General features: G+C 70.2%; 22 protein-coding genes and 1 pseudogene. 18 read left to right on the top strand and 5 right to left on the bottom strand.

Annotated elements, in window-relative coordinates; genetic code table 11:
• The first annotated feature begins 43 nt into the window (after positions 1 to 43).
• On the top strand, positions 44 to 271 hold the full coding sequence (locus tag BLS67_RS24930; protein WP_091241133.1) for a helix-turn-helix domain-containing protein: 228 nt from the start codon (positions 44 to 46) through the stop codon (positions 269 to 271).
• 360 nt (positions 272 to 631) lie between these two features.
• Here the strand turns inward: BLS67_RS24930 and BLS67_RS05465 are convergent, their stop codons facing one another.
• Complete coding sequence (locus BLS67_RS05465; protein ID WP_242653846.1) at positions 632 to 1,474, bottom strand: IclR family transcriptional regulator domain-containing protein; 843 nt, start codon at positions 1,472 to 1,474, stop codon at positions 632 to 634.
• 128 nt (positions 1,475 to 1,602) lie between these two features.
• On the opposite strand from BLS67_RS05465, the gene BLS67_RS05460 reads away from it, so the two are divergent.
• The 9 genes from BLS67_RS05460 (at position 1,603) to BLS67_RS05415 (ending at position 10,318) form a co-directional block, all read left to right on the top strand.
• The gene (locus BLS67_RS05460) at positions 1,603 to 2,172 is read left to right on the top strand and encodes a flavin reductase family protein (RefSeq protein ID WP_091241123.1); all 570 of its coding nucleotides are present in this window, start codon (positions 1,603 to 1,605) and stop codon (positions 2,170 to 2,172) included.
• A 130-nt stretch (positions 2,173 to 2,302) separates the two neighbouring features.
• Positions 2,303 to 3,898, top strand: coding sequence for a 4-hydroxyphenylacetate 3-hydroxylase family protein (locus BLS67_RS05455; protein WP_207500324.1), 1,596 nt, complete (start codon positions 2,303 to 2,305; stop codon positions 3,896 to 3,898).
• Positions 3,899 to 4,015: 117 nt separating this feature from the next.
• On the top strand, positions 4,016 to 4,927 hold the full coding sequence (catA, locus tag BLS67_RS05450) for a catechol 1,2-dioxygenase (RefSeq protein ID WP_091241120.1): 912 nt from the start codon (positions 4,016 to 4,018) through the stop codon (positions 4,925 to 4,927).
• Positions 4,928 to 5,002: 75 nt separating this feature from the next.
• A complete protein-coding gene (locus BLS67_RS05445; RefSeq protein ID WP_091241117.1) occupies positions 5,003 to 6,124 on the top strand; it encodes a muconate/chloromuconate family cycloisomerase in 1,122 nt (373 codons plus the stop codon).
• A 29-nt stretch (positions 6,125 to 6,153) separates the two neighbouring features.
• On the top strand, positions 6,154 to 6,447 hold the full coding sequence (locus BLS67_RS05440; RefSeq protein ID WP_091241114.1) for a muconolactone Delta-isomerase: 294 nt from the start codon (positions 6,154 to 6,156) through the stop codon (positions 6,445 to 6,447).
• On the top strand, positions 6,444 to 7,313 hold the full coding sequence (locus tag BLS67_RS05435; protein WP_091241111.1) for an adenylyltransferase/cytidyltransferase family protein: 870 nt from the start codon (positions 6,444 to 6,446) through the stop codon (positions 7,311 to 7,313). The genes BLS67_RS05440 and BLS67_RS05435 overlap by 4 nt, the downstream gene beginning before the upstream one ends.
• 47 nt (positions 7,314 to 7,360) lie before the next feature.
• Entirely contained in the window at positions 7,361 to 7,939 is a 579-nt protein-coding gene (locus tag BLS67_RS05430; RefSeq protein WP_091241106.1) for a nuclear transport factor 2 family protein, read from the top strand.
• On the top strand, positions 7,936 to 8,709 hold the full coding sequence (gene pcaD, locus BLS67_RS05425) for a 3-oxoadipate enol-lactonase (protein WP_091241102.1): 774 nt from the start codon (positions 7,936 to 7,938) through the stop codon (positions 8,707 to 8,709). The genes BLS67_RS05430 and pcaD overlap by 4 nt, the downstream gene beginning before the upstream one ends.
• 241 nt (positions 8,710 to 8,950) lie before the next feature.
• Entirely contained in the window at positions 8,951 to 10,318 is a 1,368-nt protein-coding gene (locus BLS67_RS05415; RefSeq protein ID WP_242653845.1) for an integrase core domain-containing protein, read from the top strand.
• A gap of 410 nt (positions 10,319 to 10,728) precedes the next feature.
• Here the strand turns inward: BLS67_RS05415 and BLS67_RS05410 are convergent, their stop codons facing one another.
• Positions 10,729 to 11,667, bottom strand: coding sequence for a helix-turn-helix transcriptional regulator (locus BLS67_RS05410; RefSeq protein WP_091241100.1), 939 nt, complete (start codon positions 11,665 to 11,667; stop codon positions 10,729 to 10,731).
• Between the two features lie 144 nt (positions 11,668 to 11,811).
• Between BLS67_RS05410 and BLS67_RS05405 the strand changes: the two genes are divergently transcribed.
• The 6 genes from BLS67_RS05405 to BLS67_RS05380 are packed head-to-tail and all read left to right on the top strand — an operon-like array spanning position 11,812 to position 16,705.
• Positions 11,812 to 13,044, top strand: coding sequence for a cytochrome P450 (locus BLS67_RS05405; RefSeq protein ID WP_091241097.1), 1,233 nt, complete (start codon positions 11,812 to 11,814; stop codon positions 13,042 to 13,044).
• The gene (locus BLS67_RS05400) at positions 13,044 to 14,063 is read left to right on the top strand and encodes a 2Fe-2S iron-sulfur cluster-binding protein (RefSeq protein WP_091241093.1); all 1,020 of its coding nucleotides are present in this window, start codon (positions 13,044 to 13,046) and stop codon (positions 14,061 to 14,063) included. The genes BLS67_RS05405 and BLS67_RS05400 overlap by 1 nt, the downstream gene beginning before the upstream one ends.
• 26 nt (positions 14,064 to 14,089) lie before the next feature.
• Positions 14,090 to 14,386, top strand: coding sequence for an EthD family reductase (locus tag BLS67_RS05395; protein WP_091241089.1), 297 nt, complete (start codon positions 14,090 to 14,092; stop codon positions 14,384 to 14,386).
• 29 nt (positions 14,387 to 14,415) lie between these two features.
• Positions 14,416 to 15,312, top strand: coding sequence for a dioxygenase family protein (locus BLS67_RS05390; protein WP_091241086.1), 897 nt, complete (start codon positions 14,416 to 14,418; stop codon positions 15,310 to 15,312).
• Between the two features lie 2 nt (positions 15,313 to 15,314).
• A complete protein-coding gene (gene catC / locus BLS67_RS05385) occupies positions 15,315 to 15,605 on the top strand; it encodes a muconolactone Delta-isomerase (RefSeq protein WP_091241083.1) in 291 nt (96 codons plus the stop codon).
• Entirely contained in the window at positions 15,602 to 16,705 is a 1,104-nt protein-coding gene (locus BLS67_RS05380) for a mandelate racemase/muconate lactonizing enzyme family protein (RefSeq protein ID WP_091241080.1), read from the top strand. The genes catC and BLS67_RS05380 overlap by 4 nt, the downstream gene beginning before the upstream one ends.
• A 328-nt stretch (positions 16,706 to 17,033) precedes the next feature.
• Here the strand turns inward: BLS67_RS05380 and BLS67_RS05375 are convergent, their stop codons facing one another.
• Together BLS67_RS05375 and BLS67_RS05370 are read right to left on the bottom strand one after the other, a co-directional pair.
• Complete coding sequence (locus tag BLS67_RS05375) at positions 17,034 to 17,435, bottom strand: hypothetical protein (RefSeq protein ID WP_242653844.1); 402 nt, start codon at positions 17,433 to 17,435, stop codon at positions 17,034 to 17,036.
• Positions 17,393 to 17,854, bottom strand: a complete 462-nt coding sequence (locus tag BLS67_RS05370) for a hypothetical protein (RefSeq protein WP_091241077.1) — start codon at positions 17,852 to 17,854, stop codon at positions 17,393 to 17,395. Before BLS67_RS05370 ends, BLS67_RS05375 begins: the two co-directional genes overlap by 43 nt.
• 782 nt (positions 17,855 to 18,636) lie before the next feature.
• On the opposite strand from BLS67_RS05370, the pseudogene BLS67_RS05360 reads away from it, so the two are divergent.
• A pseudogene (locus tag BLS67_RS05360) lies at positions 18,637 to 19,571 on the top strand (ISL3 family transposase); the annotation flags it as partial.
• Between the two features lie 115 nt (positions 19,572 to 19,686).
• On the opposite strand, the gene BLS67_RS05355 reads toward BLS67_RS05360, so the two are convergent.
• On the bottom strand, positions 19,687 to 19,998 hold the full coding sequence (locus tag BLS67_RS05355) for a putative quinol monooxygenase (RefSeq protein ID WP_091241072.1): 312 nt from the start codon (positions 19,996 to 19,998) through the stop codon (positions 19,687 to 19,689).
• 108 nt (positions 19,999 to 20,106) lie between these two features.
• On the opposite strand from BLS67_RS05355, the gene BLS67_RS05350 reads away from it, so the two are divergent.
• Entirely contained in the window at positions 20,107 to 21,048 is a 942-nt protein-coding gene (locus BLS67_RS05350; protein ID WP_091241070.1) for a GlxA family transcriptional regulator, read from the top strand.
• The last annotated feature ends 10 nt before the right edge of the window (positions 21,049 to 21,058 follow it).

Genomic DNA, 21,058 nt, shown 5'->3' with positions numbered 1-21,058 from the left:
GAGGCCGGGGCTGGACGCGACCAGTGGAAGGAAGACCACGTCGATGGACCTGGACGACTTGGTGAAGAGCAACGCAGCTGTCGTGACCGTCGCTCAAGCCGCAGATCTTCTCGGGGTTGACGTCCGCACGGTCTCGCGGGCGATGAACAACGGTGACCTACCCGTTCTCCGCGTAGGGCGTCGCCTGCTCATTCCGCGACTGCCGCTCATGGCACACCTGGGGGTGGGTACTGCCGGGTCGGCGAGTTCAGAAGGCGCTGTCGCCGTGTAGTACCCGACGAACAAGGGGGCGGGCGGTCCGGTGACCCTTTGACCCCCAGCTAGACGCGGGGTGTCCGCCGCCGTTCGTCCGGGTACGGTTTCCGCAGATCAAAGGGCGGCGGCGTTCGCTGCCGTCTGTCCATGAGCGCCACCGTGCGGGCCGCGTTGCTGTACCGGTTGCTGTAGTGGGTCCGCTGCGACCACATCGCGATCGCCGCGGGCATCAACCTCTCGATGGTCCGCTCCCAGGCCGGTGACGACCACCGATCCACCCTGAGCGAGATCGATCCTCGTCCTGGTACGGAGTCGATCCACGCCCTGTACAGCAGGGTCCCGTGGACCGCTCACCCTCTGCTGCTGTGGACTCGAGTCAGTAGAAGCCCTCGTGTGCCGACTGCCTGATCGGGGCTGGTCCGAATCCGAGTTCGCTGCTGATCCGTCCCGCGGCGTCGAGGAGCAAGGGGATGACGTCGCGTTCGAGCTCGTCCGGGCTGGACCGTCCGGTCGAGGTTGACGTGGCCAGCGCGGCCACCACGGTGCCGCTGCGGTCACGCACGGGAGCCGACGCCGAGAGCAGACCGGGCTCCAGTTCCTCGTTGACGATGGACCACCCCTGCTGGCGGACGAGGTGCAGCGCGTCGCGGAGGGCGACCCCGTCGGTGATGGTCGTGGCCGTGAGGGCTACCGGAGGGCGGCGGGTGAGGACGTCGTCGACCACCGCCGCCGGGGACCAGGCGAGCAGCACCCTGCCCATCGACGTCGCGTGCGCGGGGACTCGGGTGCCGACCTGGACATTGATGCTCATGATCCGCCGGACCGGTACCCGACCGACGTAGACCACCTCCGCGTTGTCCAGCACCGCCAGTGACGCGGATTCCCCCGTGCGCTCGGCCAGCTGCAGCAGGTAGGGCTGCGCGACGCCGATGAGCGCGTGGGACTCGGTGTAGTGCTGGCCGATCAGCAGGACGCGGGGCGTGAGGGAGAACCGACCACCGTGGGCGCGCACGTAGCCCAGTCGCTCGAGGGTGATGAGGAACCGACGGACAGCCGGGCGGGAGAACCCGGTCAGTTGGGCCAGTTCTGCCAACGTGGGGTCGGGGTGCTCACCGTCGAAGGCCAGCAGCAGCGCCAGACCGCGGTCCAGCGACTGGACGTAGTCCCGGTCCGACCCCACAGCGGCCGACGTCGTGACCTGCTCCGAAGGATCTTCCACCGCCATGCCCTCAGTCTTTCCTATCCGTCGAACGGCAGGGGCTTGACGGCCGCCGTGACCGGCGGCACACTCCCGTCCAAGACGCAGTGCGTGCGGTATGTACGCAGAGCGTTCGGAAGGAGTGAGCAATGGAGCCCAGAGCCATCCGGAACGCCTTCGGCAAGTTCGCCACCGGGGTCACCGTGGTGACGTGCGCCAAGGGGGACGGCGTGCCGCACGGGGCCACCGTGAACGCGTTCACGGCGGTGTCCCTCGAGCCGGCGCTGTGCCAGGTGACGCTGACCCGTCAATCCAAGGCATGCAGCTACTTGGACGGCGCACCGTTCGCGGTCAACGTCCTGGCCGCCGGGCAGGTCGACGTGGCATGGCACTTCGCCGGCCGACCGGCCGACCCCGCACCCGAGTGGGCGGAGGGGCCGACGAGCCCGGTCCTGCTCGGCAACGCGGCCACCATCTCCTGTCAGCCGTGGCGCACCTACGACGGCGGCGACCACCTCATCGTCATCGGCGAGGTCACCGACATCGACGTCAGCGACCGGGACCCGCTGCTCTTCTTCGGCGGCAAGTTCCGCGAGCTGGGCCAGCCTCGCACCAGCGCGCACTGGGGCGCCTCCCTCGACTCCCCCGAGAGTGGCTGGTTCGACGCAGCGACCACCTTCACCGCCCTCCCGGCACACCGCGACCGCGTCGCCTCCTGATCAGCCAGCCACTGCCCAGCTGGCCCCTGAGAACGAAGCGCGACCGGTCAGACGGCCGGGAGCGCTCGGCACGAGCACCACCCCACAAGAAGACCGACACCCGTCTCCACCGACGAAGAAGGGTTCCACCGTGACGCTGCAGGAAGACCGCCCGATCGCCCCGACCACCGGCGCCATCGACCTCGACAAGCCCACCGCCAGCCGACCGATGACCGGTGACGAGTACATCGAGAGCCTCAAGGACAACCGTGAGGTCTGGATCTACGGCGAGCGGGTGAAGGACGTCACCACCCACCCGGCGTTCCGCAACCCGGTGCGCATGACCGCCCGGCTCTACGACGCTCTGCACGACCCGACCCAGAACCAGAAGCTCATCGTCCCCACCGACACCGGCAACGGCGGGGTCACCCACCCCTTCTTCCGCAGCCCGCACTCGGTGGAGGACCTGCTCGCCGACCGCGACGCCATCGAGGGCTGGGCCCGGATGAGCTACGGCTGGATGGGCCGCAGCCCTGACTACAAGGCCAGCTTCCTGGGCACCCTGGGCGCCAACAGCGAGTTCTACGCACCCTTCGAGGACAACGCGAAGCGCTGGTACAAGGAGTCCCAGGAGAAGGTCCTCTACTGGAACCACGCCATCATCAACCCCCCGGTCGACCGGAACATGTCCCCCGACGAGGTCGGCGACGTCTTCATGCGCGTGGAGCGCGAAACCGACGCCGGCCTGATCGTGTCCGGGGCCAAGGTCGTCGCCACCGGCTCGGCCATCACCAACTACAACTTCATCGCCCACTACGGACTCCCCATCAAGAAGAAGGAGTTCGCCGTCATCTGCACGGTGCCCATGGACGCACCGGGCGTGAAGCTGATCTGCCGCACCTCCTACACCCAGCAGGCCGCGGTCATGGGCAGCCCCTTCGACTACCCGCTGTCCTCCCGCATGGACGAGAACGACACCATCTTCGTCTTCGACAAGGTCCTCGTCCCCTGGGAGAACGTCTTCCTCTACGGCGACGTCGAGAAGATCAACGGCTTCTTCCCCGTGTCCGGGTTCATTCCCCGGTTTACCTTCCATGGCTGCATCCGCCTCGCCACGAAGATCGACTTCATCGCCGGGCTACTGCTCAAGGCCCTGGAGATCACCGGCAGCAAGGACTTCCGCGGTGTGCAGACCCGGGTCGGTGAGGTCATCGGCTGGCGCAACACCTTCTACGCCCTCGCCGACGCCATGGCCCGCAACCCCGACGGCTGGGAGAACGGCGCCCTGCTGCCGAAGTTGGACTACGGCCTGACCTACCGCATGCTCATGATCCAGGCCTACCCCCGGATCAAGGAGATCATCGAGTCCGACGTCGCCAGCGGACTGATCTACCTGAACTCGCACTCGATGGACTTCAAGACCCCCGAGGTCCGGCCCTACCTCGACAAGTACGTCCGCGGCTCCAACGGCTACGACGCCGTCGACCGCGTCAAGGTCATGAAGGCCCTCTGGGACGCCGTGGGCAGCGAGTTCGGTGGCCGCCACGAGCTGTACGAGCGCAACTACTCGGGCAACCACGAGAACGTCAAGGCCGAACTCCTCTTCGCCGCCGACGCGCAGGGCACCACCGGGGCCATGAAGGGCCTGGCCGAGGCCTGCCTCGCCGAGTACGACCTGGACGGCTGGACCGTGCCGGACCTGATCGGCAACGACGACGTGTCCTTCTTCCGCAACCGTCGGAACTGACTCCCTGCAGACCCACCGGGTGGTGCCGGCGGCCCTGAGCGCGCCGCCGGCACCACCCGGTCCGAGCAGCACCTCCTGCCTGACACCCCCCGCCGCCCCCGAACTGGAGCTACCACCATGACCACCACGCATGACGCCGTCGAGCAGGCCGCCGTCGACCAGAGCGCCCCTGCGACCGCCCCCCTAACCACTTCCCCCACGGCCGCTGACTCCGGTGCCTCGGCCAGCGCCTCCTTCCGCTCGACCAGCCAGTACTCCGGCGACGGCGCCGGCAGCGACACCGCCCGTGTCGACGCGCTGGCCCGGGCCCTGCTGGGTGCGGTGCACCAGGTGATCAGCGACCACGAGGTCACCTACCCCGAGTTCCAGGCCGCAAAGAAGTGGCTGATGGACGTCGGCGAGGGCGGGGAGTGGCCGCTGTTCCTCGACGTGTTCGTCGAGCACGCCGTCGAGGAGGTCGCCGCGCGGAAGCAGACCGGCACCGTCGGCACCATCCTCGGCCCGTACTACCTGCCCGACCAGGTGCAGCTGACCACGCCGGCCACCTTGCCGGCCCGTCCCGACGAGGCCGGCACGCCCCTGGCGTTCCGTGGGCAGGTCACCGACACCACCGGCGCCCCGGTGCCCGGGGCCGTGCTCGACATCTGGCAGGCCGACGAGCAGGGCTACTACTCCGGCTTCGCCCCCGACATCCCGGCCGGCAACCTGCGCGGTGTCGTCACCGCCGACGACCAGGGTCACTTCGAGATCACCACCATTCAGCCCGCGCCCTACCAGGTGCCCACCGACGGCCCGACCGGCGCGCTGATCTCCGCGGCCGGCTGGCACCCCTGGCGCCCGGCGCACCTGCACCTGCTGGTCAGCGCACCGGGTTACCGCACGGTCACCACCCAGCTGTACTTCGCCGGCGGGGAGTACCTGGACTCCGACGTCGCCGAGGCGGTCAAGCCCGAACTCGTCCTTGACCCCACCGACGTCGGCGACGGCTCCCGCGAGGTCACCTACAACTTCGTGCTCGAGCGCAACTGATCCGCACCCCCCCCGAACACCCGCGGGCACCCGGCCGGCCGGCCGGGTGCCCGCACCGGCGCTGAGGAGAACACCGTGCACGACCTGACAATCCAGCGCGTCGAGACCGCCGTCCTCGACGTGCCCCTGGTGCGCCCGCACCGGTTCGCACGCACCGGCATGACCGCCCAGCCCCTGCTCCTGGTGACCATCCGCACCGCCGGCGGCGCCGTCGGGACCGGGGAGGGCGTCGTCCCCGGCGGCCCCTGGTGGGGCGGCGAATCGGTGGAGACCATGCAGGTCATCATCGAGAAGTACCTCGCCCCCCAGCTCCTCGGCCGACGGGTCGACGACATCGCCGCGGCCCAGCAGGCCATGGACGACGTCGTGGCCAACAACCTCTACGCCAAGGCCGCCGTCGAGGTCGCCCTGCACGACGCCTGGGCCCGCGCGCTCGGCGTGCCTGTGCACACGCTGCTGGGCGGCCTCGCCCGCACCGCCGTCGACGTCACCTGGGCCCTGGGCACCGAGTCCGCCGGCGAGGTGGTGGCCGAGGCCCAGGGCAAGCTGGACGCCGGCCTTCACACCTCTTTCAAGCTGAAGATGGGGGCGCAGGAGCCCGCCCAGGACGTCGCCCGCATCATCGAGATCACCGAGAAGCTGCGCGGCAGCGCCGGCGTCCGGGTCGACATCAACGCCCGCTGGGACCTGCCCACCGCCCTCCGCTGGCTGCCACACCTCGTCGACGCCGGCGTCGAGCTCATCGAGCAGCCGGTGCCCGGTCCAGAGTTCGAGTGGCTCGCCGAGATCAACGCCGCCCTGCCCATCCCCGTCATGGCCGACGAGAGTCTGCGCACCCCCGGCGACGCCCTCCGCCTGGTCAAGAACCGGGCAGCCGACGTGTTCAGCCTCAAGACCACCAAGTCCGGCGGCCTGCGACGCACCGCAGCCATCGCCTCGATCGCCGCCGCGGCCGGCGTGCCCTGCCACGGCGGGACCTCGATCGAGGGGCCGGTCGGCACCACCGCATCCCTGCACCTGGCCTGCGCGTCCCCCGCGGTCACAGCCGGCAGCGAGCTGTTCGGCCCGCTGCTGATGAGCGAAGGGCTGCTCGCCGAACCGTTGCGCTACAGCGATGGACAGCTGCACCTGCCCGAGGGCCCCGGACTCGGCGTGGACCTCGACCCCGCCGCGGTCGCCCGGTTCACCCGGGCCTGACCCCAGCCGACCGACGCCCAGGAGGCATCGTGCTGTTCCACGTCCGGATGGACGTCGCCATCCCCCGTGACCTCGACCCCGACGAGCGCACCGAACTCGTGACCACCGAGAAGGCCCGCGCCCTGCAGCTGCAGCGCGAGGGCACCTGGGTCCACCTGTGGCGGGTCGTCGGCCAGTACTCCAACATCTCGATCTTCGACGTCCCCGACGCCACCGCGATGCACGACCTGCTGTGGTCGTTACCGCTGTTCCCGTTCATGACGGTCCAGGTCACCGCCCTCACCGAGCACCCCTCGGCGTTGTCGGCCAACCCGGCCCCATGACCTCCGCCCACACCGAGCGCCCTCCGGCCGTCCGCGGCGCCGGCGTGCCGTCGTCGAACCTGTGGTGGGGACTGGACGACATCCCCGCCGACTGGGGCCCGTGCGTGGCCACCGTCGGCGTGTTCGACGGCGTGCATACCGGTCACCAGCAGCTGCTGCGCACAGCAGCCGCGCAGGGCCACCAATGGGGCCTGCCCGTCGTCCTCGTGACCTTCGACCCCCACCCCGCCCGGGTCGCCGGGCCCGCACGGGACACCTCGTCGCTGACCAGCCCCCAGCGGCGCGCCGACCTGGCCCGCGAGAGCGGCATCGACCGGGTGCTCGTGCTGGCCTTCGACCGGGAGCTCGCCGGGGAGACCGCGGACGCTTTCGCCCGCCGCGTACTGGGCGCAGGACTGCGTGCAGTGTCCGTCGTCGTCGGCGAGGACTTCCGGTTCGGTCATGGAGGACGAGGTGATGTGGCGCTGCTGCGCACACTGGGCCCCGAGCTCGGGTGGTCAGTGACCGCTGCCCAGCTCCACCCGCACGCAGGGGTCCGCTGCTCCTCCACCGGGGTCCGACGGGCGCTGGCCACCGGTGACGTGCGCGGCGCCGCCGAGATGCTCGGACGGCCGCACCGTCTGGAGGGGTGCCTGCTCGCCGCGTGTCGACGCGGTGGAAGTCGGCTGCACCTCATCGACCCCACCGCGGCCCTCCCCGCCCCCGGCCACTACCGCGTCAGGGTCACCCGCCCCGTCGCAGGTCCCGGGCCGCTGCTGCGCGTCCGGATCACCGAACGCGGAGGCGTACTCGTCCCGATCGCCGCACCACGACCGGGCACCGGGTGGTCGGGGCCGGTCGGCCTGGACTTCCTCGAGCCGGCGTGAGCCCGACGCCCTCCCCAGCCGGGGGACAGGCATCCTCCCCGGACCCAATGGCCGACCTGCAGCGCAGACTCGCGGTGCTGGAGGACCGCGAAGCCATCCGCGAGCTCGACGCCCGCTACTGCCGGCACCTCGACCAGGGGCAGTGGGACGAGCTCGCCGACTGCTTCACCCCGGACGGCACCTTCGACGGCCTGTCGGTGGTCCGTAGCCGATCCGATCTGGTCCGGTTCTTCGCCGGCCTGGCCGGCACGGGCCTCACCGCCTTCTGGCACCACGTCTCCAACCTGGAGATCACGGTGCTTGCCGGCGCGGACGAGGCCCGCGCGACGTCCCTGCTCTGGCAGCCGTGTGTCGTCGACGGCGTCGCGCATGTAGCCGCCGGTCGCTACCAGGACACCGTCACCCGCACGCCTCAAGGCTGGCGATACCAGATCAAGCAGGTCCGCTTCTCCTACTTCGCCCCACTCGACCAAGGGTGGGACCAGCATCGATTCACCCTCGATAGCGCCCGGGCCGCCGCGCTGCTCCCTCTACCCGACGCGTCCGGCAGCGCTGCCGCACAGACGTCCGAGCACGCAACAGCGCCGTCCCAACCAGCGAAGCCGACAGCGACGAGGAAGCCATGACCACAGCCACGCTGCACCACGTCATCGACGGACCCGCACACGCACCCGTGCTGGTGCTCGGCCCCTCCTTGGGTACCGACCTGCACCTGTTCGACGCCCAGGCCGCCGCGCTGTCCGATCAGTACCGGGTCGTGCGGTTCGACCTGCGCGGCCACGGCCACAGTGCCGTCGTCGCTGGACCCACCACCATCGCTGACCTCAGTGGCGACGTCCTCGCCCTCCTCGACCAGCTAGGCGTCGCGACCTTCCACTACGCCGGGGTGTCGATCGGCGGTGCGATCGGGCTCCACCTCGCGGTGACTGCGCCGACCCGGCTGACCACCCTCACCATCATCGCCTCGGCCGCACGGTTCGCCGACCCACCGTCCTGGCCTCTCCGGGCCGCCAAGGTCCGTGCGGAGGGCACCGAGTTCTTGGTCCCATCACGAACCGGCGCCTGGTTCACCCTGGAGTTCGCAGCTCAGCACCCCGACGAAGCAGGTCGGCTGCTCGCCATGCTCCGGGACACGCCACCTGAGGGCTATGCCGCCGCATGCGATGCCATCGCAGCGTTCGACATCCGAGACCGCCTGCGCGAGATCACCACCCCCACCCTGGTGATCGCCGGCGCAGAGGACCCAGCCACACCGCTGCCCATGGTCCGCGCGATCGCCGACGGCATCGAGGGAGCTGCCTTCCTGTCCATCCCCAGGACGTCGCACCTGGTCAGCGCAGAGGCACCCGACGCCGTCTCCGACGCGATCCGTGGCCACCTCCGTTCCCGCGACTGACCCGATCGGCTCCGGCTCGTCGCTGGCCGTGGCCGACTCCTGCGGCCAGGCGTCGAGCACGGCGCGGACGAGGTCGCCGGGGTCGACCTCGGGCACGTCCGAGCCGGCCGTCTCGTCGTCGTCGGTGGAGGACGGGTGAGCGCCGAGCACCCGGATGCACGGGGCGGGCCGGGCCTCGGCGGGCTTGCCTGCCGTGCACTGCTTGCAGCAGCCCACCCCTTGACCAACCGCTTCGTGCGGGGTGTTCGTCAGCATCCGCGGACGACCAGTTTCCCGAGGTCAGGGGCAAGAACGACCGTGGACGTTCTCCCGCGTAGGCCGCCGTCCAGACCGCGTTGCTGTACTGGTTGCTGTCCTCGCGCCGCATCCGAGCCGTCGGCCGGTGTGCCTAGATCGGCGTCTGCTTCGCGTGCTGACCGGTGGTGCGCACCTGGTTCCGGCCGCCGGCCTTGGCCGAGTAGAGGGCCTGGTCGGCCTCGGCGAGAATGGCCGCCAGCTGCGCCCGGTGCGGGTCGCCGCAGTGGACCCCCAGGGATACCGTTACGGGGGCGACGCCGCGTTCGAGCCCCGCTCCCGCCGACCGCACACCTCGCCCCGGGCCACCCCGCCGCACACGGTCGAGCTCGTCACACGGCTACGCAAACAGCTGGCCGAGGTCGGGCTGGACGCCGGCGCGGACACCATCGGCTGGCACCTGACCCATCACCACCAGGTCACGCTGTCGCGAGCCACGATTCACCGGATCCTCACCGCCCACGGCGCCGTCGTCCCCGAACCGGGCAAGCGACCCAAGTCCTCCTACATCCGCTTCGCCGCCGAGCAGCCCAACGAGACCTGGCAATCGGACTTCACCCACTACCGGCTGACCACCGGCGCCGACACCGAGATCATCACCTGGCTCGATCACCACTCCCGCCTGGCCCTGCACGTCTCCGCGCACGCCCGGATCACCGGCCCGATCGAGCTGACCACCTTCGGCCAAGCCGCAGCTCAGCACGGCTATCCGGCCTCCACGCTCACCGACAACAGCATGGTCTACACCACCCGATTCGCCGGCGGCCGCGGCGGGCGCAACCACGTCGAACACGAGCTTCACCGACTGGGCATCGTCCAGAAGAACTCCCGCCCCAACCACCCGACCACCTGCGGCAAGGTCGAACGCTTCCAGCAGACGATGAAGAACTGGCTACGCGCCCAACCAGCGCAACCAGCCACCCTCACCGACCTGCAGGCCCTGCTCGACACCTTCATCGACGCTCACAACACCCGCCGACCACACCGGTCCCTGCCGCAGCGAGCCACCCCCGCCACCGCCTACACGACCCGACCCAAGACCGGCTCCTCGGCCGACCCCGACCGCGACACCCGCGACCGCGTCCGCACCGACAAGATCGACCACACCGGCTGCGTCACCCTCCGCCTGGGCGGCCGCCTGCACTACATCGGCGTCGGCCGAACCCATGCCCGAACCCACGTCCTGCACCTCGTCCAGGACCTGCACGTACGCGTCATCGACGCCGTCACCGGCGAACTGCTGCGCGAGCTCACCATCGACCCCACCCGCGACTACCAGCCCACCGGCCGACCACCCGGCCCCGCCCGGAGATGACGGACGCCCGAACCCACGATCCGTGGGTCCGGGCGTCCGGGATGTCCTGCGACATCACATCTGTCGGGCTGACAGGATTTGAACCTGCGATTCCTCGACCCCCAGCTTGCCCCGTGGGGTCCGCACCCGTTCGCGAAGGTGCGGCTTCCGCAGGTCACCGACGCGCGGCGTACGCGGTCGTCCGCCCATGACGATCGTCGTGCATCTCGCGTTGCACACCGGTTGCTGCACAACTGGTGGAGATGGCCGGCACGCCGCCCGTCTCCGCTGAAACCATCGTTGCCCTGGACGGGCGAGGTGGCCCGGGCCAACGCCGTCTGAGCTACGGGCCAGCCCTGCTCATCGGGGCGGGCCCACGCACCGGCGTCCTGGCCGCCGCATCGTCGGCGCCCTGGGTCAACAGCTCTCCGTCAGCGCCGTAGCGCGGAGGGGGCCTGACCGTAACGCCGCTGATAGGCGGCCGCGAAGCGGCTCGCGCTGGAGAAACCCCAGCGGGCAGCCACCTCACCGATCAGAAGTGACCGGTCGCCCTCGAGGTCAGCCCGGGCGCGTTGTAGTCGGACGTCGACCAGATGCTCCATAGGGGAGCACCCCATCCAATCGCGGAACCCCTCTTGGAGTCGGCGGACGCCGGTGCCCGACAGCGCAGCCATGTCCGCGACCGTCCATGCCCGGGAGGGATCGGCGCGCACCGCGTCGACCACCCGGGCGACCGCTCGTGGTCGGGCAGCCGGGCCTCGTCCGGCGTGCGGGTAGGCGGCCAGCAAGAAGCCTGCCGACAACGCTCCGGCCAGTTGTTCCTGGACCACCGGCAGCCCTACGAACAAGTCCGGCTCCCGCAAGTGGGATGCGAGACCTCCGACCAGCTGTCGCCAGCTCCGCGCGGACCCTGACTGCAGGTCGAGCTGCTCCGGGACCACGGCGGACGCTCGTCCGAGCCCGGTGCCCAGAACATGCTCGGCCTCGCGGTCCAGCCACGTGCTGTCGAACTTGACGCCGAGCACCGTGCAGGTGGCGTCCCAGTGGGTGATCCGGGACAGGGTGTCGGCACGGAAAACCGTCGCTTGGCCCGGCACCGAGGTGACGGAGCCGTGCCGACCACGGCTGACCAGATGGCCGGTCAAGGGCATGTTGATCTCATATGCGCCCGGGTAGGCGCACTCCACCTGTACGTCCGCACCCCATCCCACGTGCCCCACAAGGGCTGGCCCGAGATCGACCGTCTCGAGCACCAGACGGCTCTCGGTCTGACCTCCGGGCACGGTCAGCTCATGGGGGAAGTAGGCCTCGGCAACGCTCTTGGACACCCGTTCCCAGTCACGGGGAGCCGCGCTGCGCCGTGCGCGCATACCGCAATCCTACCTGCGGAGAGGTGACCTGGATCTCCCGCGCGAACCGTATTGAGCTTGCGCGATGCGTGTCGGCGGCCTTTCGAGCTCGACCTACTTTCCCGTCAGCCCACCGAGGGATAGGCAGACGAGGGAGGCCAGTCGATGACGACGACCAACGAGACCACCAGGCCCGACCATGCCTGGATCGCGGACATCACGATGACCGAGTTGGAGCGCAACCCGTACGCCGCCTACGAACGGTTGCGTCGGGAGGCTCCGCTGGCCTACGTGCCAGTTCTGGGGTCCTACGTCGCGTCCACGGCGGAGATCTGCCGGGAGATCGCGACCAGCCCCGACTTCGAGGCGGTCATCACCCCGGCCGGTGGCCGGACGTTCGGTCACCCCGCGATCATCGGCGTGAACGGTGACATCCACCGCGACCTCCGTGGGATGGTCGAGCCCCAGTTGCAGCCGGTGGAGGTCGACCGGTGGGTCGACGACCTGGTGCGTCCCATCGCACGTCGCTACGTCGAGGCCTTCGAGACCGATGGCCACGCCGACATCGTCAGCCAGTTCGCCGAACCGGTCAGCGTCCGCTCGCTGGGTGACCTGCTCGGCCTGGCGGACATCTCCTCGGACACGCTGCGCCGCTGGTTCGGTCAGCTTTCCCGGTCGTTCACCAACGCCTCCATGACCGAAGACGGGGAGTTCGCCAACCCCGACGGCTTCATCGAGGGTGACGTCGCTCGGGCCGAGATCCAGGCCGCTGTGGACCCGCTCATCGACCACTGGATCGCAGAGCCCGCCGAGACGGCCATCTCGCACTGGCTCCACGACGGCATGCCCCCGGGCCGCACGCGGGACCGGCAGTACATCTACCCCACGATTTACGTGTACCTGCTCGGCGCCATGCAGGAGCCCGGGCACGGCATCGCATCCACCCTGGTGGGCCTGTTCAGCGAGCCCGACCAGCTGGAGGCCGTGGTCGACGACCCGACGCTCATTCCGCGCGCCATCTCCGAAGGAATGCGCTGGACCTCACCGATCTGGTCGGCCACTGCGCGAATCAGCACCGCGCCGGTCTGCATCGCGGGGGTGGACCTCCCGGCCGGGACGCCAGTGATCCTCTCCTATGGGTCGGCCAATCACGACACCGGTGTGTACGAAGCCCCGACGCGGTTCGACATGCGGCGCCCGCCCTTGCCACACCTCGCCTTCGGGGCCGGGAACCACGCCTGCGCAGGCATCTACTACGCCAACCACGTGATGCGTATCGCACTCGAGGAACTGTTCGAGGCCATCCCCAACCTGGAGCGGGACAGTTCGACCGACGTCGAGTTCTGGGGGTGGGGCTTCCGCGGACCCACCAGCCTGCCGGTCACCTGGGAGGTGTGATGGCGCACACCGCGACGATCGGCAGCCAGGAAGTCCTCTGCGGAGAGGACCAGCCGGTTCTGAGCGCTTTCCTCCGCGCCGGCGTATGGATGCCGAATTCGTGCAACCAGGGCACCTGCGGTACGTGCAAGGTGCGTGTGGTCCGGGGGGAAGTCGATCATCGGGATTCTCCCACGGATACCCTCACTCACGAGGAGCGCGGCCAGGGGCTTGCTCTGGCGTGTCAGGCCACCCTGCGCTCGGACATCGAGGTGCAGACGCTCGGCGGCGTGGCGGGCTGCAGCACGCACCCCCTGCGCGACCTCACGGCCACCGTGGTGGCCAACGAGCCGATTGCACGAGACACCCGCCGGCTCCTCCTCGCCCTGCCCGAGCCATTGGGCTTCCACGCCGGGCAGTACGTCGAGCTCGTCGTGCCCGGCTCGAACGTGCGCCGTCAGTACTCGCTGGTCAACACCGCAGAGGAGGACACGGTGTTGGAGCTGCACGTGCGGTCGGTACTGGGCGGGGTGGCCACCGAGGGGTGGATCTTTGCCGGCCTCGCCGAGGGTGACGAAGTCGCGGTGTCAGGGCCACTAGGAGACTTCTTCCTCCCACCGGCCGCCGAGGACGAAGGCGGGCCACTGGTCCTCATCGGCGGTGGCACCGGCTTGGCGCCGCTGGTGGGTCTGGTCCGGACCGCTCTGGCCCGCCATCCCGGCCGCCGGGTGCTGCTGTACCACGGCGTGCGGGGGTCCGAGGACCTCTACGACGAGGAGCGGATGGCCGAGTTGGCCCGGCTGCACCCGGGCTTCACCTTCGTCCCCGTCCTGTCCGATGAACAGCCCGCGCCAGGGTCTACCCATAGGTCCGGTTTCCCCACCGATTGCTTCATCGAGGACGTCCAGTCGGCCAGGGGGTGGTCTGGCTGGCTCTGCGGCCCGCCGCCCATGGTCGAGGCCGGGGTCAAGGCCTTCAAGCGCCGTCGCATGGCACCACGGCTGATCCATCGGGAGAAGTTCATCCCGGCATCCGATTGACCTGCACGACGAGCGGAGGAACAACCATGCACATCCTGACCGTCGCCTACGGGCACCCTGCCGATCCCGCAGCTTTCGACGAGCACTACCGGTCCACCCACCTACCGTTGGCGGAGAAGCTGCCGGGGGTGCGGGGCCTCCGAGCCCTGCACACCGCATCCCTGGGCGAAGACCCGGCCCCCTACCACCTCGTCGTGGAGCTGACCTTCGACTCCTTGGACCAGCTCCGGACCGGCCTCGGGTCCCCTCAGGGTCAGGCCGCCGCTGCTGATCTGGCCAACTTCGCCGACGGGGGCGCCACCCTCTTCGTCCAGCACGACTGATCCCCGTACAGCCCACCGAAGGAGACTCCATGCCCACCACCGACGAGGCAGTCGCCCAGGCCGCCCTCGACACCCAGACCGGCCCGACCTCCCCGACCGCAGCGGACTCCGGCGCGTCGGCCAGCGCGTCGTTCCGGTCGACGGAGCAGTACTCGAGCGCGGGTCTGACGACCGACACCGCCCGTGTCGACGCGCTGGCCCGCGCGCTGCTGGGTGCGGTGCACCAGGTGATCAGCGACCACGAGGTCACCTACCCCGAGTTCCAGGCCGCAAAGAAGTGGCTGATGGACGTCGGCGAGGGCGGGGAGTGGCCGCTGTTCCTCGACGTGTTCGTCGAGCACGCCGTCGAGGAGGTCGCCGCGCGGAAGCAGACCGGCACCGTCGGCACGATCCTCGGCCCGTACTACCTGCCCGGCCAGGTGCAGCTGACCACGCCGGCCACCTTGCCGGCCCGCCCGGACGAGGCAGGCACGCCCCTGGCGTTCCGTGGGCAGGTCACCGACACCACCGGCGCCCCGGTGCCCGGGGCCGTGCTCGACATCTGGCAGGCCGACGAGCAGGGCTACTACTCCGGCTTCGCCCCCGACATCCCGGCCGGCAACCTCCGCGGGGTCGTCACCGCCGATGTCGAGGGCCGCTTCGAGATCCGCACCATCCAGCCCGCGCCCTACCAGGTGCCCACCGACGGCCCGACCGGCGCGCTGATCTCCGCGGCCGGCTGGCACCCCTGGCGCCCGGCGCACCTGCACCTGCTGGTCAGCGCGCCCGGGCGGCGCACCGTCACCACCCAGCTGTACTTCGCCGGCGGGGAGTACCTGGACTCCGACGTCGCCGAGGCGGTCAAGCCCGAACTCGTGCTGGACCCCACCGACGTCGGCGACGGCTCCCGCGAGGTCACCTACGACTTCGTGCTCGAGGACGCCTGACGATGCTGTTCCACGTCCGGATGGACGTCGGGGTCCCGCACGACCTGGACCCCGACGTCCGGGCCGAGCTGGTCGCCACCGAGAAGGCCCGCGCGCTGGAGCTCCAGCGCGCGGGCACGTGGGTGCACCTGTGGCGGGTCGTCGGCCAGTACTCCAACATCTCGGTGTTCGACGTCGCCGACGCCACCGAGATGCACGACCTGCTGTGGTCGCTGCCGCTGTTCCCCTACATGCAGGTGCAGGTGACGGCGCTGACCGAGCACCCCTCGGCCCTGTCGGCGCAGGAGCCGTGAGGATCGAGTCGGTCGAGGCCATCCCGTTCTCGATCCCCTTCGCCAAGCCCGTGCGCTTCGCCAGCGGGCAGGTCGAGGTCGCCGACCACGTCCTGGTGCGGGTGCGCACCAGCGACGGGGTGGTCGGGGTGGCCGAGGCGCCACCCCGGCCCTACACCTACGGCGAGACTCAGGCCTCGATCGTCGCGGCGATCGAGGGCCTGTTCGCCCCCGCGGTGGTGGGGTTGCCGCTGCTGTCCCGGGAGCAGGTCCGCGCCCGGGTCGGCCGCACCGTCGGCAACCCCACGGCCAAGGCTGCGCTGGACATGGCGCTGTGGGACGCCTGGGGCAAGACCTGCGGCCAGCCGGTGCACGAGCTGCTCGGCGGCTTCACCGACTCCCTCGCGGTCAGCCACATGGTCGGCTTCGACGACCCCGCCGCCATGGTCGCCGAGGCCGAACGGGTGCGCGACACCTACGGCATCACCTCGTTCAAGGTGAAGGTCGGCCGCCGTCCGGTGCACGCCGACGTCGCCGTCGTCCGGGCCCTGCGCGCCGGGCTCGGCGAGGACGTCGAGCTCTACCTCGACGGCAACCGCGGCTGGACGGCGACCGAGGCAGCACAGGCACTGCGCCTGCTCGACGACGTCGGGCTGTCGCGGGTCGAGGAGCTCGACCCCGCAGACGACGTCCTCGCCCGGCGCTGGTTGGTGCAGCGCTGCCCGGTGCCCTACGTCGCCGACGAGAGCGCCCCCACCGCCGCCGACGTCACCCGCGAGGTGCTCGGCGGCTCGGCGACCATGGTCAGCATCAAGACCGCCCGCACCGGGTTCACCGACTCCACCCAGGTCGCCGGGCTCTGCGAGGGCCTCGGCGTCCCGGTCGCCGTCGGCAACCAGGTCGACGGCTCGATCGGCTCGGCCTGCGCACTGGCCTTCGGGGCATCACGGCGCAGCACCTCGCTGCTGTCAGCCGAGCTGTCCAACTGGCTCGACCTCGCCGACGACCTGCTCACCGAGCCGCTGGTCATCGTCGACGGTCGGATGGCCGTGCGCAGCGGCCCCGGCACCGGCATCGAAGTCGACGAGGACAAGCTCACCCGCTACCGCACCGACCGCTGAGCCGAACCTCGATGCGCGGCCCACCACGACGCGGAGGAGGTCCTCTCGGCAACGGGGACCGCCTCTATCGGCCTGGATGGTCGATCCCGAACTGACGACGGTGCGTCAGCCGTACGCCGAGATGGGCCGCCGAGCTGTGCAGGTGGTGCTCACGGACATCGCAAGGGCAACCGCTCTCGTCGGGTCGCCGACTGATGGAACCGAAGCTGGTGCGGCGGGCGTTGACCTCCATCAGCTGAGGTCGAGCTCTGCGGCCGAGCAAGCCGTCATCAGCAAGGTGGCGGGGCATCAGGTACAGGACTTGATGCCCCGCCGCTGGCCATCGTGGTCAGCGCGCCTTGGTCTGCAGGTCGAGAGCGATGTCGACGATCATGTCCTCCTGGCCGCCGACGAGACCGCGCTTGCCGACCTCCAGGAGAAGACTCCGAACGTCGATGCCGCAGCGGGCAGACGCCGCCTCGGCGTGTCGCAGGAAGCTGGAGTAGACCCCGGCGTAGCCCAGGGTGAGGGTCTCCCGGTCGGCCTGGACGGGGCGGTGTTGCAGGGGGCGGACGATGTCGTCGGCGGCGTCCTGCAGGGCGAACAGGTCGCAGCGGTGGGTCCAGCCCTGCAGGTTGGCCACCGCGATGAACGGCTCGATCGGGGCGTTTCCCGCACCGGCGCCGTGCCCGGCCAGGGAGGCGTCGACTAGGCGCACACCCTCCTCGACGGCGACGACGGAGTTGGCCACCGACAGGGACAGGTCCTGGTGGGCGTGGATGCCGATCTGGCGCGCAGTCGCTGTGCGACGTGGTCGAACCGGCCCTCCCGCGCGCCGACGACGAGGGCCTTGACCGCTTCGGGGTCGGTGTCGAACTCGGCCACGACGGCGGCCTGGGTGAGGTCGAGGAACGCGTACCGGGCCGAAGCGGCGCGGGCCAGCTCCGAGCCGTGCACGGCCAGGGCGGCGGTGACCTCAGTCGTGGTGGCGCGGGTGCGGCGGGCGATCTGGGTGGGCGTGACGCCGAAGGCCGCCAGCTGCCCGATGACATCGGCGCGCTCGGCAGTGGTCAGCCCGACCCGGTGCTCGTTCTCCGCCCACTGGGTGACCAGCCGCTCCACCGTCGCGGCGTCGCCGCACGCCTCGTCGGCCGCGACCCCGACCGGCACGGTAGCCCGGCCGGTCTGGACGGCGGCCAGGGTGCGGCGGTGGCCATACTGGACCCGCAGCCCCCGTCGGCGGTGCGGACGGCGACGACGGGGACCAGGACGCCGTGCTCGGTGATGCTGGCGCAGAAGTCGGGGTCCAGGCGCGCGTCGTGGCGGACGTTGAGGTCGACGAGCAGGGTGGCCGGGTCGACCTCGATCAGTTCGCGGGCGGACGGCGTCGCGGTGGGGTTGGCGGCGGTGCTGGTAATGACGGGCTCCTCGGTAAAGCGGCGGCGTTGTCGGACAAGATCAATTCTCGACCCACCCGCCTCTGAGCAGGGCTTTCTGTCCTGACCTGTGGACCCGCCTCGGCGCCGCGCCGGCCTGTGGACAACTACCCGCCGCTTCGCCCCTGTCCGAGTGGTCAGGGCACTAGTCCGCGACCTTGCGGTCTGGCGGGCAGCTGTCAGCGTCGAACGGACAGACCCACGACCCACCGGCGCCCCCAGCAGCACCGCGGCCGACCTCGCCGCACAGCAGAGACTCGACGACCGGGTCCCCCGGTGCGTGAGCGAAGCGACCACGGGCGCCGTCCGATGGGCCGCCCAGCTGCGCGACGCAGCCCCCGAACTCACCGCCGACCCCTTCTGGCCCGTCCTCCTCGAGCGGCTCGTCGACCGGCGCATGGACGATCCGGACGGCTCCTCGCTGGTCGAGGCCGTCTCCACGAACCCGCTGCCGGACGAGCTGCCCGCGGCCGCACTGTGGTGGCGCCTGGTCGAACACCTTCCCGTTCGCAGCCAGAGCCGATGGGCTGGCGGCCCACGACGCTGCTGGTCACCGTGTGCCGATACCGGTGCGCCGACTGCGAACATGTCTGGCGGCAGGACACCACCGGGCGGCCGCGCCGAGGGCGAAGCTGTCCCGCGCCGTCCTGCGGTGGGGGCTGGTCGTCATCGTGACCCAGCACCTGACCGTCGCCCGAGTCGCCGAAGGGCTCGGGGTGGCCTGGGCGACGGCGAACGACGCCGTGCTCGCTGAGGGCAGGCGGGTGCTGATCGACGACCCCTCCCGCTTCGACGGCGTCACCACCCTCGGGGTCGATGAGCACGTCTGGCGGCACACCCGCCGCGGCGACAAGTACGTCACCGTGATCATCGACCTCACCGCCGTCCGCGCCGGCACCGGACCCGCGCGGCTGTTGGACACGGTCGAAGGCCGCTCCAAGCAGGTGTTCAAGACCTGGCTCGCCGACCGACCGAAGGCCTGGCGTGACCGGGTGGAGGTCGTGGCGATGGACGGGTTCAGCGGCTTCAAGACCGCCACCGCCGAGGAACTGCCCGAGGCGGTGCCGGTGATGGACCCCTTCCACGTCGTCCGGCTCACCGGCGACGCCCTGGACCGCTGCCGTCGCCGGGTCCAGCAGGATCTGCATGAGCACCGCGGCCGCGCGACCGACCCGCTCTACCGCGCCCGGCGCACCGGCGCCGACCTGCTCACCGCACGCCAACGGCAGCGGCTGACCGCGCTGTTCGCCGGCGATGACCACGTCGAAGTCGAGGCCACCTGGTCCATCTACCAGAAGATGATCACCGCCTACCGTGACGTCGACTGGGCCCGCGGCAAGGCCGCGATGACCGCGCTGATCGCATCGCTGCGCTCCGGCGTGCCGGCCGTCCTGGTCGAGCTGCGCCGCCTCGGCCGGACGCTGACCCAACGGGCCGCCGACGTGCTCGCGGCCGGCATCCTGTCCGTGTGCCGATAGGCCTCGCACCGCTCGGCAACGCAGCGTGGCGTTGCGTCGCGACCTGGCGACGGCTCGGCGGGGCGCGATCGTCTCGTGCGTTGGCGGACTACGGGAGCTTGGACGCGAGGACGTCGGCCGACAGGATCTCGGGTGCTGCGCCGAGGAGGTGCTGGTTGGCCATCAGGGCTGCGACGATGGCGCCGTTTGCGTGGGCGTCGCGAGCGGCCTCGTCGGGGAATGCATCGAAGATCCAGAAGGTGTCGGCGTGGGTCCTGACCGCGAACCAGACAATCGTTCCTACTTCTTCGTTGGCGAGCGCGACAGCGCCGGCGAGCAGATCGGCGAGCGCGTCGTGCTGTCCATCGGCCGCGACGATCTTGGCGACGAAGGCATACGGAAGTGATGCGGGTGTGGACATGAGGGGTTCTCCTAGGTGTCGAGGTTTCTTGGTGAAGCGAGTTCAGCCTATGACGAGCAAGGGCATGTGAGAAGTGGCGTAAACGGCAGTATTGCTATTGTTCGCGCCATGCGCATCGGACTGATCGCGATCGACGGCTGCTTCGGTTCGGCTGTCGCGTCGGTCATCGACATCGTGCGGGTGGCCGATGGAGCCCGCGGCGATGTCGACCCGCGGATCGACCCGATCGAACTCGCCATCCTCGGACCGAAACGGAGAGTGACCACGACGGCATCGATGACCCTGTCGGTGGACCACCCGCTGTCGGAGTCCGCAGAGTTCGACGTGGTCGTCGTCCCTGCGCTTGGAACCCTCACGGCCGCCGCTACCAACGAGGCCCTCCAGAGCCGAGATGCTCGTTCGGTCATCGCCTCGCTCGGGCGCCTCGACGACGCGACCACCCGGATCGCCGCGGCGTGCACCGGCGTGTTCGCTGTCGCCGAGACCGGACGGATGCATCATCGGCGGGCGACGACCAGCTGGTTCCTGGGGCCGGAGTTCCTGAAGCGCTATCCGACCGTCGCCCTCGATCTCGACACCATGGTCGTGGTCGACGGGAACCTCGTCACCGCTGGCGCCGCGTTCGCCCACATCGACCTCGCGCTCTCACTCGTGCGATCGATCAGCCCCGACCTGGCGCAACATGTCGCCAAGCTCCTCATCATCGACGAGCGTCCGTCGCAGGCGGCCTTCGTCGCCTACGAACATCTCCGGCACGAGGACCCGATCGTCGTCGAGTTCGAACGCTTCGTGCGCGCCCGCCTGGACGAACCGTTCAACGTCGCGTTCATCGCGCAGTCGCTCGGCACCAGCCGGCGCACCCTCGAACGACGAGTCCGTGCGGCGCTCAACCTCACTCCGCTCGGCTTCGTCCAACGGCTTCGCATCGAACGAGCTCGGCACCTCTCAGCAACCACGGACCTCACCTCCGCCGAGATCGCGCTACGGGTCGGCTACGCGAACGCCGAGACTCTGCGCTCCCTCCTGCGTAGGGAGCGACGCCGTTCCTGACTAATCGCCA

The sequence above is a fragment of the Klenkia soli genome (assembly GCF_900103975.1).
Classification (GTDB): Bacteria; Actinomycetota; Actinomycetes; order Mycobacteriales; family Geodermatophilaceae; genus Klenkia; species Klenkia soli.
Note: the sequence above shows the minus strand (reverse complement) of the source record. Positions and strands in the feature narration are given on the sequence as shown.

Bases quoted from the DNA above. Each gene is read 5' to 3' on its own strand.
- BLS67_RS24930 (WP_091241133.1), top strand. From the start codon at position 44: ATGGACCTGGACGACTTGGTGAAGAGCAACGCAGCTGTCGTGACCGTC.
- BLS67_RS05460 (WP_091241123.1), top strand. From the start codon at position 1,603: ATGGAGCCCAGAGCCATCCGGAACGCCTTCGGCAAGTTCGCCACCGGG.
- catA (WP_091241120.1), top strand. From the start codon at position 4,016: ATGACCACCACGCATGACGCCGTCGAGCAGGCCGCCGTCGACCAGAGC.
- BLS67_RS05435 (WP_091241111.1), top strand. From the start codon at position 6,444: ATGACCTCCGCCCACACCGAGCGCCCTCCGGCCGTCCGCGGCGCCGGC.
- BLS67_RS05430 (WP_091241106.1), top strand. From the start codon at position 7,361: ATGGCCGACCTGCAGCGCAGACTCGCGGTGCTGGAGGACCGCGAAGCC.
- pcaD (WP_091241102.1), top strand. From the start codon at position 7,936: ATGACCACAGCCACGCTGCACCACGTCATCGACGGACCCGCACACGCA.
- BLS67_RS05410 (WP_091241100.1), bottom strand. From the start codon at position 11,667: ATGCGCGCACGGCGCAGCGCGGCTCCCCGTGACTGGGAACGGGTGTCC.
- BLS67_RS05405 (WP_091241097.1), top strand. From the start codon at position 11,812: ATGACGACGACCAACGAGACCACCAGGCCCGACCATGCCTGGATCGCG.
- BLS67_RS05400 (WP_091241093.1), top strand. From the start codon at position 13,044: ATGGCGCACACCGCGACGATCGGCAGCCAGGAAGTCCTCTGCGGAGAG.
- BLS67_RS05395 (WP_091241089.1), top strand. From the start codon at position 14,090: ATGCACATCCTGACCGTCGCCTACGGGCACCCTGCCGATCCCGCAGCT.
- BLS67_RS05390 (WP_091241086.1), top strand. From the start codon at position 14,416: ATGCCCACCACCGACGAGGCAGTCGCCCAGGCCGCCCTCGACACCCAG.
- catC (WP_091241083.1), top strand. From the start codon at position 15,315: ATGCTGTTCCACGTCCGGATGGACGTCGGGGTCCCGCACGACCTGGAC.
- BLS67_RS05355 (WP_091241072.1), bottom strand. From the start codon at position 19,998: ATGTCCACACCCGCATCACTTCCGTATGCCTTCGTCGCCAAGATCGTC.
- BLS67_RS05350 (WP_091241070.1), top strand. From the start codon at position 20,107: ATGCGCATCGGACTGATCGCGATCGACGGCTGCTTCGGTTCGGCTGTC.